We start from the raw sequence: 13,316 nt of genomic DNA, 5'->3' as shown, positions 1-13,316 counted from the left end.
TCTTCGAGCTTATTCGGTTTGCTGTGATGCGGCGGCGAGCGCCCTCTACTGTGGTGGCATGGCACGAAAAATCGCGGTAGACGAAGGCCGGGCGGCAGTGGCGGCTGTGCGACGAGGGCGCGAGGGTGGGCAGCATCCGGGGCGGTCGGAGCAGGCGATGGCTGTGCGGTACCTTTTGCAGCTGCTGCACGAGAAAGCTCCGGGCAACAGTGTTGAGGTGCGCGTACCACCGTTCGGTGCGGTGCAGGTGGTGCAGGGACCTCGGCACACGCGCGGTACCCCACCCAATGTTGTTGAGATGAGTGCCGAGGTGTGGGTGGCGTTGGCCGTCGGCGATTTATTGTGGCCGGCTGCTGTGGGCCAGGGTGCGGTGTCGGCTTCTGGTAGCCGTGCCGATCTTGCGCCGCTGCTGCCGCTGCGCCCGTAGCCAGCGCGTTCAAAGATGAATCGTGGGAGAATGAGTGCATGAGCACCCCTCGTATCGATCGCCGTGATGAGACCGCCACTGCGCGTGTGCGCCGCGTGCCGCGATACGGGGTGCTCATGGGTATTGGTGCGGTGGTTGGTCTGATCGCGGCGGGTGTCATTACCCTGCTGGGCGATTATGCGCCGTCTCCTGTTCTTGACGTGGTGTATCCGCCGTCGCAGGTGTTTGGCTTCGCTCTGCTGTGGACGGTCCCTGTCGGCATCGCACTGGGTGGCCTGGTGGGGCTGCTGATGGAACGGGCAACGCGTCATTCGGCACGCGTTGTTCGTGTCGACCGTGAACGAGTGCGTCCCGTCGAAGAAGACACCTGAATTAATTACGCCAGTTCGGCGATGATCGGGCGAATAGCGTCATCAAAAGCAGCAACGTCGCGCCGCAGACTGTCGGTGACGGCAACGGTGAGCGCCCCCACCCACCAGATTCCGCGTTGGGTGAGGGGCAGCACCTGCACGTTCAACTCAAACGACAGGGCCCGGCGGGCAGTGTTGCGCTCAAAACCTGCGATGGCGCTGGCATAGGCCCGATACGACGAAGCGCCCGCACCTACGGCACTCGCATAAACCGAATGATGGTGCTGCGCAAACGCCACAACTTCTTCTGCATGCGGTTCAATCGCGGCGCGCAACTCTTCCGCCCCCTCCACCGGCAGCGCCACCAGTGTGTCAAAACCGTCAACGAGTTCGAGCGGACCATGCGAGACATGTGCTCGCGGCTCAATCGTCATGTTCCAATAGGTCAACCACTGGGCGGCAAGCGCAGCATCCGGTTCTTCATCTATTTCGGTTACCGGGCAGCCGCGCAGAGGCGGCAGATCAGCCAGCTCGCCAATACCAAGTTTTTGACGCAGCGCAAGCGAAATCAGCACGGAGACACCCGCGTCTTCGCGCACAATCCACTGTGGTGCGGCAGCCATGCCTCCATGCTAGGCGGCGAACGGCGGCCTGTGCTGCTACCAAGCTCCCGGATGCTGCGCGTCTGCTGAGTACACACGGTGCCACCCGGCCCGTCACCCAGGTAGGCTATGGGGGTGTCATCTCGCACCTATGCCGAAGCCGGTGTCGATACTGCCGCTGGTGATCGCGCTGTCGAACTTATGAAGTCCGCTGTTCGTGCTACCCACGGGCCGGAGGTGATCGGCGGGGTCGGCGGTTTTGCCGGCATGTTTGATGCCAGCGCCCTGCGCGACTATCGGCGGCCGCTGCTAGCAGGCAGCACCGACGGTGTGGGCACCAAAGTGGCTATCGCCCAGGCACTCGACAAACACGACACGATCGGCCACGACCTCGTAGGCATGGTCGTCGACGACATTGTTGTCGTGGGCGCGAAGCCACTGTTCATGACCGACTACATTGCGTGCGGCAAAGTTTTTCCCGAACGCATTGCGCAGATCGTTCACGGTATCGCCGAAGCCTGTTCACTGACCGGCACGTCGCTCGTGGGCGGCGAAACTGCCGAGCATCCGGGGCTTTTAGGTGTCAACGACTATGACGTTGCCGGTGCGGCCACCGGCGTTGTCGAAGCCGACCTTATGCTCGGTGCTGAGCGCGTGCAGCACGGTGACGTTGTTTTGGCACTGGCTTCGAGTGGCCTGCACTCCAACGGTTTTTCGCTCGTGCGGCACATTATTGCTGGCGCCGGACTCGAATACACCGACCACTCGGCCGATCTCGGGCAAACCTGGGGCGAGGCGCTACTGACCCCCACACGTTTGTACACCACGCCGCTGCTGGCGCTGCTCGAAAGTTTTGGGCCCTCTGCCGCTGTCGCCGATGGTGCCGTGAGGGCATTGAGTCACGTTACCGGCGGTGGTATTGCCGCCAACCTTGCGCGCGTGCTGCCGCAGGGCGCGTGGGCCGATGTTGATCGTTCGACCTGGTCTCCGGATGCGGTGTTCCGTGTGCTCAGCGACATCTCTGGCCACTCACTCGAATCCAGTGAAGGCACCTGGAACCTTGGCATCGGCTTCTTGGCCGTCGTCGCCGCAGACGAAGCCGCAGCCATCACCGAGTTCCTCCGCAACACCGGCATTGAGACATGGCAGGTAGCCACCGTGCACACCGACGCGCGCCCCGACGGTGACTTCGAGCAGGGCGCGAAAGGGGTCGACGGCGGTGCCGTACGACTCGTAGGCACATACAAAAACGGAGCGAACTAACACCCTTATGTGCGGAATCGTCGGAATGGTCGGCAACGGCCCAGTCAACCAAGACATCTACGACGCGCTTCTGCTGCTGCAGCATCGTGGTCAAGACGCCACCGGTATCGCTACAGCAGAGCCCAACGGTGTTATGCACCAGTCGAAAGCAAACGGCATGGTTCGTGAAGCGTTTCGCACGCGCGACATGCGGTCGCTGCTCGGCAACACGGGGCTTGGCCACGTGCGCTACGCCACAAAAGGCACCGCCTCGAGCGAAGAAGAAGCGCAGCCGTTCTACGTCAACGCCCCCTACGGCATCATTCTCGTACACAACGGTAACCTCACCAACACGCGAGAACTCACCGTCGAGATGGCACGGCGCGACCGCCGCCACCTCAACTCTTCGAGCGACACCGAACTACTGCTCAACGTGCTCGCCCACGAACTGCAGACCACCACGTCGCCGGTCGACCTCGAACCGGAACGCATCTTTGAAGCCGTCACGCGCACACAAAAGCGCCTCGAAGGTGCCTATGCGGTCGTCGCCATTATTGCCGGATACGGGCTGCTGGCCTTCCGAGACCCGCACGGTATTCGGCCACTCATCCTGGGGCGACGCGCTGCCACTGCAGCGGCCGAAGACGGCACACCCGCCCACGACGAGTGGATGGTGGCCAGCGAATCACTCGTGCTCGAAAACGGCGACTACGAGTTTGTGCGCGACGTCGCCCCCGGCGAAGCCATTTTTGTTACCACCGACGGTCGCATGTACTCGCAGCAGTGTGCACAAGAACCCCAATTCTTTCCCTGCGCATTTGAGTATGTTTATCTGGCTCGACCCGACTCGATTATGAACGGCATTTCTGTCTACGAATCGCGTCTGCGCATGGGTGACCGCCTGGCTGACACCATCGCTAAGCATGTGCCGCGCGACAAAATCGACGTCGTTATGCCGATTCCCGACTCATCACGGCCTGCCGCGATGGAAGTAGCCCGCAAGCTCGGCATTGAATACCGCGAAGGTTTCTACAAAAACCGCTACGTGGGGCGCACATTCATCATGCCCGGCCAAGCGGTGCGCAAAAAGAGCGTGCGCCAAAAACTGAACGCGCTCTCGAGCGAATTTCGCGGCAAAAACGTGCTGCTCATCGACGATTCGATTGTGCGCGGCACCACCAGCAAGCAGATCATCCAGATGGCCCGCGATGCCGGAGCACTGTCGGTCACCTTCGCCTCGGCCGCACCGCCCGTCCGCTACCCGCACGTGTATGGCATCAATATGCCCACGCGGCAAGAACTCGTGGCCTTTGATCGCACGATTCCCGAAATCGCCGAAGAACTCGGCTGCGACCATATCGTGTTCCAAGAGATCGACGACCTTAAAGCGGCGATCATGGAAGGCAGTGACCTCGACGACCTCGATGTCAGCTGCTTCGATGGCCGCTACGTGACCGGAACCGTCACACCCGAATATTTGGCGTGGGTAGAGGGCACACAAACGTCGTGACGCCATCTTCCGCCTCGACCGCTACACCCGCCTGGGCGGGCCGCGCGATGGCGGTGCTGGGCATCGTACTGCTCGCCTTCTCGCTGCGATCAGCCGTGGCCTCGCTTTCCCCCGTCGTCGACCACATCGGGCGCGAGTTTACCCTCTCGCCACTGGTCGTCGGACTCATCGGCACAGCACCACCCGTATGCTTCTCCATCTTCGGAATCCTCACCCCGTGGCTGGAACGCCGCATCGGGTTGGAACGTCTCACCGTCATCGCGACCGCAGCCGTCGCCCTCGGACTCCTCAGCCGTGGCCTTGCCACCAACTCCATCACCCTGCTCGCCGCTACCGCCCTCATCTTCGCGGGCGTCGGCTGCGGCAACATCCTCCTGCCACCGCTGGTCAAAAAATATTTCCCCGACCGACTCGGCCTCATGATGACCGTCTACTCGGTCATGATGGCACTGTCGACATTCATCCCACCCCTCGTCGCCGTACCCATCGCCGACACTGCCGGATGGCGCGTCTCGCTCGCTCTGTGGGCCGTGTTTGCGATTGCCGGGCTCATGCCCTGGATCATTCTGTTGCGACGTCAGCAGCAGCATCCGGATGCTCGTGAGCCAGCACCGCACGGCGATGCAGCTGCCGCTGATGTGGCTGCTGATGACGCGGCTGCCGATGACGCGGCTGCCGATGACGTGGCTACCGATGACCGAGTCGATGCGATGGCCGCGGCGACAGGCCCTATTGCCGTGGTGGCACCGGACTCGCGCGCGATGAGCAAGCTCGTGCGGCTGCCTCTCGCGTGGGCGCTGGCACTAGTTTTTGGTACGTCGTCGTCGATGGCCTATGTGGCATTCGCGTGGATCCCGACAGTGCTCACCGACACGGCCGGCGCGACCCCCGTTGAGGCCGGGTTTTTGTTGTCGCTGTTCGCGGCCGTAGCACTGCCGTGCTCGTTTCTTGTTCCCGGCATGGTCGTACGGTACACGTGGGCGCCCCGCGTGCTTTTTCTCACCGCTGTTGTGGTCGGATCGCTCGGCCTCGTCGGAATCATGCTCGCACCGGCATCTATCGCCTGGCTCGCCGTAGTGATGTATGGTCTCACCGCCATACTCTTTCCCCTCAGCCTCGTACTGCTCAGCATTCGCGCACGCACACACGAGAGCGCCGTAGCCCTCAGCGGATTTGTGCAGAGCATCGGCTACGCCTTCGCCGCAATCTTTCCGATCCTTTTTGGCGTGCTCCACCAAATAACAGGACACTGGTCGGTACCGCTGCTTGTGATGGCGGCGCTCCTGATCATCGTGATCCCCGCCGGACTCTACGTGAGCCGGAACGAAACAATCGAATCAGCCTGGGCCCGCCGCTACGGGCGGCAGTGGTGAGCGGCAGCCCCGCCCTTTCCTCCGAGGCATCCGACCATCCCGCCTTCCGGCTTCCGGCAGCGGACCAACCCGCCTTCCGGCACGGATCAACCCGCCCTTTCGCCGTGCACTGCGGAATGCGCCTCCACTTGTCCGACAGAATCGCAATTGTCTGACAGATTCGGCTGTTTTGGGGTGCCTGGCGAGAATTTGTCAGACAAGTGAGGTGCCGCAGCACCATAAGGACACGAGGTGACGGGCGCGACTCAAGGAACGGCAGGGCCATGCCGGATGCTGCACGCCGCCGCCGTACTCGCCGCATACCTAGCTACGCTGGCTGCCTGAGGCAGCCAGCGCTCTCGACTCGCATCCGGGTACACAAAACACGTGGTCCCACCGGCAGTGCGGTGGGACCACGTGGTCGGTTGCGGAATCGCTTACGCGTTCTCTAGCGTGTCTTCGTCCTCGTCTTCGTCGGCATACTGGTCAGCCCACTTGTCGACGTACATGTCGTCGTCTTTGTTAGCTTGCGCCAGCTCCCGCTCCAACGCCGCATAGTTCACGGCGGGACTATACGCCTTGAGTTCACGAGCGATCTTGGTGTGCTTCGCCTTTTGACGGCCACGCCCCATGCGCGAGACCCCCTAACGAGTCGGCGGGCTGTCCTGGCCCGCGTATTAAGGACACCGGTTCACGACCGGTAAGAGTAGCATTCAGGATAGCATGCGTGCTAGAGCACACGGTCGTGCTAGCGGCTGGGAAGGGAATGATCCATATGTCTGAGACTGCCCCAGAACATGATGACGCCAACATCCAAGATGCAGAATTGACCGGCGCGGTGATCGCGGCGATACAGCCGGATCAGCCTCCGCATGTGCTGGCCGAGGCTGTGAAATATGCGCAAATGCTGCAGAAGGCATTGGTTGTTGTGCATGTTGATGTCACGCGGTTTGTGACCTACGAAGACCCCGACGGTTATGTGCATACGGCGCCGATTGATCTCAATCTTGACGTTGGCGCGGCCGATTTTGCGCAGGTGCAGGCGGCGGCCGAAAAGACTCTCGACGGTTCGGGTTTGGTGTGGACTGCGCGTCAGCTGGTTGGCGATCCTGCTTTGGCGATCAAACAGCTGGCCAACAGTATTGATGCCACGCTCATCGTGGTCGGAACGCGTCGGCGGGGCCTGGGCGAATCGATTCGTGAGTTCTTTACAGGGTCGGTGGCGGCTCGGTTGAGCCACCGTCAGCACCGCCCCGTTCTTGTTATTCCGCAGCAAGACTCGGTGGCTGACGACGACAGCGAAATCTGGCCCGAGAACGAGGCGTAGTAGCAGCGTGTCGGCGAGGCCGTAAGGAACGACCGAACCCGGCAACCATGTGCACCGCTCAAGCGCCGCCCAGCTGCCGTGTGATGCGGTCGGCAATGTCGTCGAGGGCGGTGGTGAGTTCGGTCACGGTGTCGGCGGTGAGCGTCCCGCCGCGCGCAACGTGGGTGCGCAGTTCGGTGCGGAGTCGAGTGCGGAACGTGGTGATGGCTGCGTCGGCGCGTTGCAGTTCGGCGCGGCTTCGTACGCGGGCATCCGGATGCTGCGCCGCCGTCGGCATGCCGTCTGCTGCCCCCTGGCTCGCAGACCCAGCTCCAGCCCCAGCCCCAGCAGTCGAACCGGCATCAGACCTCGAACCGCCCGAACCACTGCCTGCCAAATCGGCGCGCAGGCTGCGCATGGCCTCTTGCACACTTTTTCGGACTTCGTCGGCGATGCGGCGCACGGAGTCGTCGAGTTCGGCTTCGATGCCTTCGAGGTCGTCTTCGCGGGCGGCCAGTTCGGCGCGACCGGTGTCGGTGATGGAGTAGACGGTCGTGCGCCCTTCTGTGGTGCGGGTGACGAGGCCTTCTTCTTCGAGTTTCGCGAGGCGCGGGTATACGGTTCCGGCGCTGGGCGTGTAGGTGCCGCCGGTGCGTTCAGCGAGGGCTTGGATGATTCCGTAGCCGTGGCGGGGTTGTTCGTTGAGCAGCGATAGCAGGTATAGGCGCAGGTCGCCGTGAGAGAAAACGGGGGTGCTCATGCTAGTTCTCCTCGGTGACGGTCGTGGTCGGTTCGGCGGTGTCGGCAGCCCGGCGCAGTACGGTGATCGCGCCGGTGACCGAGTTGGCCCGCAGGTCAACGAAGGATCCCGCTAGTTCGCCCTTCTGTGCCGTATAGGAGGTGGGACCCGAGGCGTTCTGCTCTGAACCATCGACGGTGATGCGCCCGTTCATGGTGCGCAGAACATAGTTGGCGGCGTAGTCGTTGTCGAGTTGCACGGTGCTTGCGCCCGAAATGGTGTTGATCGAGACAGAATCGACGGTGCCTACGGCGTCGATGAGTACGGCACCCGAGACGGTGTCGGCGGTGATGCGGCGCAGCTGGCCGGTGGCGGTGACATCGCCCGAGACGGCGTTGACAAGCAGTGTTCCGGTGGCAGCACGCACGTGAACGTCTCCCGAGACGGTGTTGACGGCGATGTCGCCCGTGTGGTGGTCGATGATCAGTTCGCCCGAGACAGCGTTGAGGCGTGCGTCGCAGTGCAGGCCGCTGATGAGCGCTTGGGCGCTGACGACTCCGAGGGTGAGTGCGGTTGTGCGGGGCACGGCAAGGCTGATGTGTGCGCGGGGGCTGTCGGAGGTGAAGCTGCGAAAGACGCGCAGAATGTTGTCCCACGAGGTTTGCGGGTGGTCGATGGTGAGCTGTTTGCCATCGCATTCGATGCGCAGGTCGTGCCCGGTCACACTGTGTACCTCGAGGTAGATGTGTGGTTCGTCGTGGGCGATGACGTCGATTTGGCCGCCGGCGAGACTTGCTTTGACTTTGCGCGCCTGTTCGATGCTGATCGTGCGGGTTTCTCCCGGTGTGATGAGCCATTTCTCGTTCATGTTGTCTCCTGGTGTCGGGGGTTATGAAGAACTTCAGGGATCGCGATATATCGCGAGTGCAACAATAACACGATATATCGCGATTGGCGAGGTTCGGTAATGTTAACCCGTGATTCTTTTGCGTGCGCTTCTCGTTGCCGCCGGTGGCACAATCGGCGCGGGCGCGCGCATCACCATCGATCAGCTGCTTCCGGATGCCGCTCGCGGGCCGCTCAGCGTACTCATCGTCAACGTTCTCGGGTCTTTCGTGCTCGGCGTGCTCATCATGCACCTGCAGCGTTTGCCGTGGCGCCTGTTTGTCGGCACGGGTGTGCTGGGTGGATTCACGACATATAGTGCGTTCGCTGTGGATGTAGTGCAGCTGTGGCAGCAGCATCCGGCGTGGTCGACTGTTTTTGCTCTTGGAAGCGTGGTGGCGGGGCTGCTGGCTGCGTATACGGGCGTGCGGGTAGGGGAATCGTTTGCGCGCCGGAGACCTCGGGCGGGCACGCCGTGAGCCTTCTGGTGCTGTGCGCTGCTGCTGCCGCCGGGGGCATGGGAGCGGCGCTGCGCTATCTGGTCGATACGGCTGTGTCGCGCTGGGTGGTGAGCCGGTGGCCATGGGGTGTGCTGGTGATCAACGTGACCGGGTCGTTTTTGCTGGGCCTTATTGCGGGGGCCGTGCCCGAAGCGCTCTTTATTGTGGGCGTCGGGTTCTTGGGCGGATATACGACGTTTAGCACCGCGATGGTCGACACGGTCGTGCTGTGGCGCGAGGGTGAACGCCGGGCAGCGGTCGGCAATGCGGTGGGAATGCTGGTGCTCGCGGTGGCTGCCGCGGCGCTCGGGCTGGGTCTTGCGCGGTTATAAAACCGGATGCCGCTGATAAAACGTTCAGGCTGAGCCGCGACAGGTAGTGTACAAATGTACACGCTGCATGCCAGGGGCAATTTTCGGGGGAAAATGACAGTCTCAGAACGCCGCCGCCGTGATCCGGGGGCTCGTCGCGATGCCATCGTTCACGCGGCTGCCGAACTGATCGTCGAGGTCGGCGTCGACGCCATTACGCACCGCATGGTAGCTGCCCGCGCGCAGGTGCCACTCGGGTCGACCACGCAGTATTTCGCGACCCTCGATGACCTGCGCGCTGCCGCGCTCGCACTGCTGGTTGCTCACGTTGATGAGCAGATGAATGTTGTTCGCGACGACCTTTCACGACACGGCACTGCACCACAGCCCCTGGCCACGCTCTTGCACGGCGTGCTCAGCGCTGCGCCCGAAATGCAAGCCGATCGTGCTGTGGTTACCGCGGCTATTAGAGACCCAAAACTGCGTGAGATCGCCCGCGAATGGTCACGCCAAATGGCACAGTTTTTTGAATCCGACTACGGGCCCGAAAGGGCCCGCGCTGTGGCCATCTTTATTGATGGCCTGCTCTGGTACTCACATATTCATGAGGGGCCGCCAGCGCTTTCAACCATCGAAATGGCACTGCGAGGAATCCTCACCCCGCACGAGTGCTCCACCGACGCCACCGCCTAGCCCGAAAGAGATACCGTGTCGAAACTTGCCGTACTCAGTTTGCGCAACCGCGCACTGATCGCGCTCATCACGATCGTGGCCGCCATCTTTGGTGGGCTCGCACTCAACTCGCTCAAACAAGAACTCATTCCCTCGATTGAGTTTCCGCAGTTAGCGATCGTCTCGACCTATCCGGGGGCATCGCCCGCCGTCGTCGAAAACGATGTGTCGACGCCGATCGAGGCCGCTATTCAGGGTGTCGCGGGGCTCGAAGCAACCTCGGCGACCAGCACAACGAGTGCGTCGATGGTACAGGCATCGTTTACCTATGGCACGAATCTGGCCACGGCGGAACAAAAAATTACCCAGGCTATCGGACGCATCTCGTCGCAGCTGCCCGACGGTGTTGAACCGCAGGTGGTCACGGCGAGCATTGACGACTTTCCGGTCATTCAGCTGGCGGTGACCGGTTTTAGTGGCGACGACGCTGAGGGTATGCAGCAGCGCATCGCAACCAATGTCATTCCCAAGCTCGACGACCTTCCGGGCGTTAATGCCGCAGCCCTCGTGGGTGGGCAGGGGCAGCGCATCACGATCACCCCGAATAACGAAAAGCTTGCCGAGCGTGGGCTTTCTGCTCAGGCTCTGCGTGATGCGCTGCAGCAAAACGGCGTGCTCATGCCGGGTGGTGACATCACCGAAGAAGACCGCACGCTCACGGTGCAAACCGGCGTCAAACTGACCTCGGTTGACGACATTGCTGCGCTACCGCTCGTGGGCAGTGACGCAAAGGTGGCCGATGTTGCCGATGTTGCCCAGCAGAGCGACCCGGTCACATCGATTTCGCGCGTGAATGGCGAGCCGGCGCTGAGCGTTTCGGTCACGAAACTCCCCGCAGCTAACACCGTTGATGTGTCGAACGCGGTGCTCGACATACTGCCCGAACTGCAAGACACCCTGGAGGGCGGCACGTTTACAATCGTCTTCGACCAGGCACCCTATGTGCAGCAGTCGATCGAAGCTCTCGCGCAGGAGGGCCTGCTGGGGCTGGTTTTTGCCGTCCTTGTGATTCTGGTGTTCTTGCTGTCGGTGCGCTCGACCCTTGTGACGGCGATCTCGATTCCCACCAGCGTGCTCATCACGTTTGTGGGGCTGCAGGCCTTCGGCTATTCGCTCAACATCTTGACCCTCGGTGCTCTCACAATCGCGATTGGCCGCGTGGTAGACGACTCGATCGTGGTGATTGAAAACATTAAACGGCATTACGTGGGCGATGCCGATAAGCGCGAGTCGATCATTCTTGCCGTGCGCGAGGTTGCCGCGGCCATCACAGCATCAACCATCACGACGGTCGCCGTGTTCTTGCCGATCGCGTTCGTGGGCGACATGACCGGCGAACTGTTCCGACCCTTCGCCCTGACTGTCACGATCGCGATGGGTGCCTCGCTGCTTGTTGCACTCACGATTGTGCCGGTGCTTGCCTACTGGTTCTTAAAGCCCGGCCGTGAGTTGGTGACCGACGATGGGCGGGTGGTTGATGCGGAGCATCCGGATGCCCCTCCTTCACGTCTGCAGAAGAGTTACATTCCCGTGCTCAACTGGACCCTGCGCCACTCGTGGTTGACGCTCGGTATTGCCGCGCTGGTGATGGTGGGTACGGTCGCAGCCGCACCTCTGATGAAGCAAAACTTTTTGGGCGACTCGGGTCAAAACACGGTGACGGTCACGCAAGACCTCGGCCCTGTTGCCAGCTTGAGCGCGCAAGACGAAGCCGCACAGAAGGTCGAAGATGCCCTGCGCAAGGTCGACGGCGTTGACACCGTGCAGGTTTCGATTGGTTCGAGCGGTTCGGCGATGCTTGATGCCTTCGGTGGTGGGGGCGGAGGCATTACGTACTCGATTACGACGGATGCAAATGCCGACCAAGACGCCCTGCGCCAGAACATCCACAAGGCTGTGGCAGGGCTCGATGATGTCGGTGAGGTGGCATTGCGTGCTGGAGAAGGCTTTGCCAGCTCCGACATCGAAATCGACGTGACGGCCCCGGATGCCGCGGTGCTGAACGAAGCAACCGACGGCGTTGTCGCCGCACTCAAAAACGCCGATGGCGTGCGTCAAGTCACCAGCAACCTGGCGGCATCACTGCCCTATATTGCGGTGGAGGTTGACCGAGCTGCCGCAGCGCAGCGCGGGCTCTCCGAGGTCGCGGTCGGGTCGGTTGTTTCGCAGTCGATGCGCCCGCAGCAGGTGGGTACGGTCGAGATCGACAATGCCTCCCTCACCGTATATTTGCAGTCGAAAGACACCCCGCAGACGGTGTCAGAGCTCAAAGACCTTGTGCTTCCCAGCCCCTTTGGTCTTGTGCGGCTCGATGATGTTGCCTCGGTAGTAGAAAGTGAAAGCCCCGCATCGATCACAACACAGCGGGGGCTTCGCACCGCCACGGTAACGGTCACGCCCGATAGTGACGACCTCACCGCTGCCGCCGCAGCAGTCACCACAGTGCTCGACGATGCCGATCTGCCCGCCGGTGCCACCGCCGAACTGGGTGGCGTGGTCACCCAGCAGCAAGACGCCTTCTCGCAGCTGGGCCTCGCCATGCTCGCGGCCATTCTCATCGTCTACATCGTGATGGTGGCCACATTCCGTTCGCTGCGCCAGCCGCTGTTGCTGCTCATCTCGGTGCCCTTCGCCGCAACCGGTGCCATTCTGTTGCAGATCATCACCGGCGTGCCCCTTGGTGTTGCCTCGCTGATCGGTGTGCTCATGCTCATCGGCATCGTCGTGACCAACGCTATTGTGCTGGTCGACCTCGTCAACCAGTACCGAGAAAAGGGGCTCACCGCCCACGACGCCACCGTGGCCGGTGGTGCACGACGACTACGCCCTATCTTGATGACCGCGCTGGCAACAATCTTTGCGCTCACACCCATGGCACTCGGAATTACCGGCCACAGCGGCTTTATCTCGCAGCCCCTCGCGATCGTGGTGATCGGCGGACTCATCTCGTCGACCTTCCTGACCTTGCTCGTGCTCCCCACCCTCTACAACCTGGTCGAAGGCGCACGCGAGCGACGCGAACAGCGGCGCACCCCGCACGATGGGGGCGAGGCGGACGACGACGCTGTTGACGATGGTGCGGACGACGCTGGGAGCGAGGCCGTGCCTGCAGAGGTTGCTGGCACTGCTGCATCCGGGGCAGAAGAGAGCCACAGCGGCCGACCCCTCACACGTCGAGAACTGCGCGCGCAGCAGCTTCCCGACGCCAACGAGGTCGAATAGCAGCGAATAAGAGCCGGATGCTACGAGCCCGCCCCGCCCCGAACGCTGTGGGCGGGCTCTCAGCGGCGCCTTCTACACTGGGGTGTCGGCTTCAGGCGAACCGCGCTCGCGGAATCTACTGTGCAGCCTAGGGGCCGA

14 protein-coding genes are annotated in these 13,316 nt (G+C 62.2%); 10 read left to right on the top strand and 4 right to left on the bottom strand.

Features of this window, described 5'->3' with window-relative positions:
- The first annotated feature begins 58 nt into the window (after nucleotides 1–58).
- Together ACQUSW_RS13335 and ACQUSW_RS13330 are read left to right on the top strand one after the other, a co-directional pair.
- Nucleotides 59–427: a sterol carrier family protein gene (locus tag ACQUSW_RS13335; RefSeq protein WP_428932804.1), complete on the top strand. Its 369-nt coding sequence runs from the start codon at nucleotides 59–61 to the stop codon at nucleotides 425–427.
- Between the two features lie 38 nt (nucleotides 428–465).
- Complete coding sequence (locus tag ACQUSW_RS13330) at nucleotides 466–798, top strand: potassium transporter Trk (protein WP_428932803.1); 333 nt, start codon at nucleotides 466–468, stop codon at nucleotides 796–798.
- Between the two features lie 5 nt (nucleotides 799–803).
- Here ACQUSW_RS13330 and ACQUSW_RS13325 read toward each other — a convergent pair whose 3' ends face one another.
- Nucleotides 804–1,400 (bottom strand): zinc-binding alcohol dehydrogenase, encoded by a 597-nt coding sequence (locus ACQUSW_RS13325; protein ID WP_428932802.1) that lies wholly within the window; start codon nucleotides 1,398–1,400, stop codon nucleotides 804–806.
- A gap of 108 nt (nucleotides 1,401–1,508) precedes the next feature.
- Here ACQUSW_RS13325 and purM point away from each other — a divergent pair, with 108 nt between their 5' ends.
- Genes purM through ACQUSW_RS13310 form a run of 3 tightly spaced genes read left to right on the top strand, consistent with a single transcriptional unit; the run spans nucleotide 1,509 to nucleotide 5,504 of the window.
- A complete protein-coding gene (gene purM, locus ACQUSW_RS13320; RefSeq protein ID WP_428932801.1) occupies nucleotides 1,509–2,642 on the top strand; it encodes a phosphoribosylformylglycinamidine cyclo-ligase in 1,134 nt (377 codons plus the stop codon).
- 7 nt (nucleotides 2,643–2,649) lie between these two features.
- Nucleotides 2,650–4,131 carry an amidophosphoribosyltransferase gene (gene purF / locus ACQUSW_RS13315; protein WP_428932800.1) on the top strand — a complete coding sequence of 494 codons (1,482 nt, stop codon included), beginning with the start codon at nucleotides 2,650–2,652 and terminating at the stop codon, nucleotides 4,129–4,131.
- Nucleotides 4,128–5,504: an MFS transporter gene (locus tag ACQUSW_RS13310; RefSeq protein ID WP_428932799.1), complete on the top strand. Its 1,377-nt coding sequence runs from the start codon at nucleotides 4,128–4,130 to the stop codon at nucleotides 5,502–5,504. Before purF ends, ACQUSW_RS13310 begins: the two co-directional genes overlap by 4 nt.
- 416 nt (nucleotides 5,505–5,920) lie before the next feature.
- Here the strand turns inward: ACQUSW_RS13310 and ACQUSW_RS13305 are convergent, their stop codons facing one another.
- Nucleotides 5,921–6,115: a DUF3073 family protein gene (locus ACQUSW_RS13305; protein WP_428932798.1), complete on the bottom strand. Its 195-nt coding sequence runs from the start codon at nucleotides 6,113–6,115 to the stop codon at nucleotides 5,921–5,923.
- 143 nt (nucleotides 6,116–6,258) lie between these two features.
- Here ACQUSW_RS13305 and ACQUSW_RS13300 point away from each other — a divergent pair, with 143 nt between their 5' ends.
- Nucleotides 6,259–6,810, top strand: a complete 552-nt coding sequence (locus tag ACQUSW_RS13300) for a universal stress protein (protein WP_428932797.1) — start codon at nucleotides 6,259–6,261, stop codon at nucleotides 6,808–6,810.
- A gap of 58 nt (nucleotides 6,811–6,868) precedes the next feature.
- On the opposite strand, the gene ACQUSW_RS13295 is transcribed toward ACQUSW_RS13300, so the two are convergent.
- On the bottom strand, nucleotides 6,869–7,549 hold the full coding sequence (locus ACQUSW_RS13295) for a PadR family transcriptional regulator (RefSeq protein ID WP_428932796.1): 681 nt from the start codon (nucleotides 7,547–7,549) through the stop codon (nucleotides 6,869–6,871).
- A gap of 1 nt (nucleotide 7,550) precedes the next feature.
- Complete coding sequence (locus tag ACQUSW_RS13290) at nucleotides 7,551–8,396, bottom strand: DUF4097 family beta strand repeat-containing protein (protein WP_428932795.1); 846 nt, start codon at nucleotides 8,394–8,396, stop codon at nucleotides 7,551–7,553.
- 109 nt (nucleotides 8,397–8,505) lie between these two features.
- On the opposite strand from ACQUSW_RS13290, the gene ACQUSW_RS13285 reads away from it, so the two are divergent.
- From ACQUSW_RS13285 to ACQUSW_RS13270, 4 genes are all read left to right on the top strand, one after another.
- Nucleotides 8,506–8,892, top strand: coding sequence for a fluoride efflux transporter FluC (locus ACQUSW_RS13285; protein ID WP_428932794.1), 387 nt, complete (start codon nucleotides 8,506–8,508; stop codon nucleotides 8,890–8,892).
- Entirely contained in the window at nucleotides 8,889–9,245 is a 357-nt protein-coding gene (locus ACQUSW_RS13280; protein WP_428932793.1) for a fluoride efflux transporter FluC, read from the top strand. Before ACQUSW_RS13285 ends, ACQUSW_RS13280 begins: the two co-directional genes overlap by 4 nt.
- Nucleotides 9,246–9,338: 93 nt before the next feature.
- Entirely contained in the window at nucleotides 9,339–9,917 is a 579-nt protein-coding gene (locus ACQUSW_RS13275) for a TetR/AcrR family transcriptional regulator (RefSeq protein ID WP_428932792.1), read from the top strand.
- 15 nt (nucleotides 9,918–9,932) lie between these two features.
- The gene (locus tag ACQUSW_RS13270; RefSeq protein ID WP_428932791.1) at nucleotides 9,933–13,178 is read left to right on the top strand and encodes an efflux RND transporter permease subunit; all 3,246 of its coding nucleotides are present in this window, start codon (nucleotides 9,933–9,935) and stop codon (nucleotides 13,176–13,178) included.
- Nucleotides 13,179–13,316 lie beyond the last annotated feature (138 nt).

It is taken from the genome of Microbacterium luticellae, assembly GCF_050408645.1.
Lineage (GTDB): Bacteria > Actinomycetota > Actinomycetes > Actinomycetales > Microbacteriaceae > Microbacterium.
Note: the sequence above shows the minus strand (reverse complement) of the source record. Positions and strands in the feature narration are given on the sequence as shown.

Excerpts from the sequence above, each read along its gene's own strand:
- ACQUSW_RS13335 (WP_428932804.1), top strand. The coding sequence starts at position 59 with ATGGCACGAAAAATCGCGGTAGACGAAGGCCGGGCGGCAGTGGCGGCT.
- ACQUSW_RS13330 (WP_428932803.1), top strand. The coding sequence starts at position 466 with ATGAGCACCCCTCGTATCGATCGCCGTGATGAGACCGCCACTGCGCGT.
- ACQUSW_RS13325 (WP_428932802.1), bottom strand. The coding sequence starts at position 1,400 with ATGGCTGCCGCACCACAGTGGATTGTGCGCGAAGACGCGGGTGTCTCC.
- purM (WP_428932801.1), top strand. The coding sequence starts at position 1,509 with ATGGGGGTGTCATCTCGCACCTATGCCGAAGCCGGTGTCGATACTGCC.
- purF (WP_428932800.1), top strand. The coding sequence starts at position 2,650 with ATGTGCGGAATCGTCGGAATGGTCGGCAACGGCCCAGTCAACCAAGAC.
- ACQUSW_RS13305 (WP_428932798.1), bottom strand. The coding sequence starts at position 6,115 with ATGGGGCGTGGCCGTCAAAAGGCGAAGCACACCAAGATCGCTCGTGAA.
- ACQUSW_RS13300 (WP_428932797.1), top strand. The coding sequence starts at position 6,259 with ATGTCTGAGACTGCCCCAGAACATGATGACGCCAACATCCAAGATGCA.
- ACQUSW_RS13295 (WP_428932796.1), bottom strand. The coding sequence starts at position 7,549 with ATGAGCACCCCCGTTTTCTCTCACGGCGACCTGCGCCTATACCTGCTA.
- ACQUSW_RS13290 (WP_428932795.1), bottom strand. The coding sequence starts at position 8,396 with ATGAACGAGAAATGGCTCATCACACCGGGAGAAACCCGCACGATCAGC.
- ACQUSW_RS13275 (WP_428932792.1), top strand. The coding sequence starts at position 9,339 with ATGACAGTCTCAGAACGCCGCCGCCGTGATCCGGGGGCTCGTCGCGAT.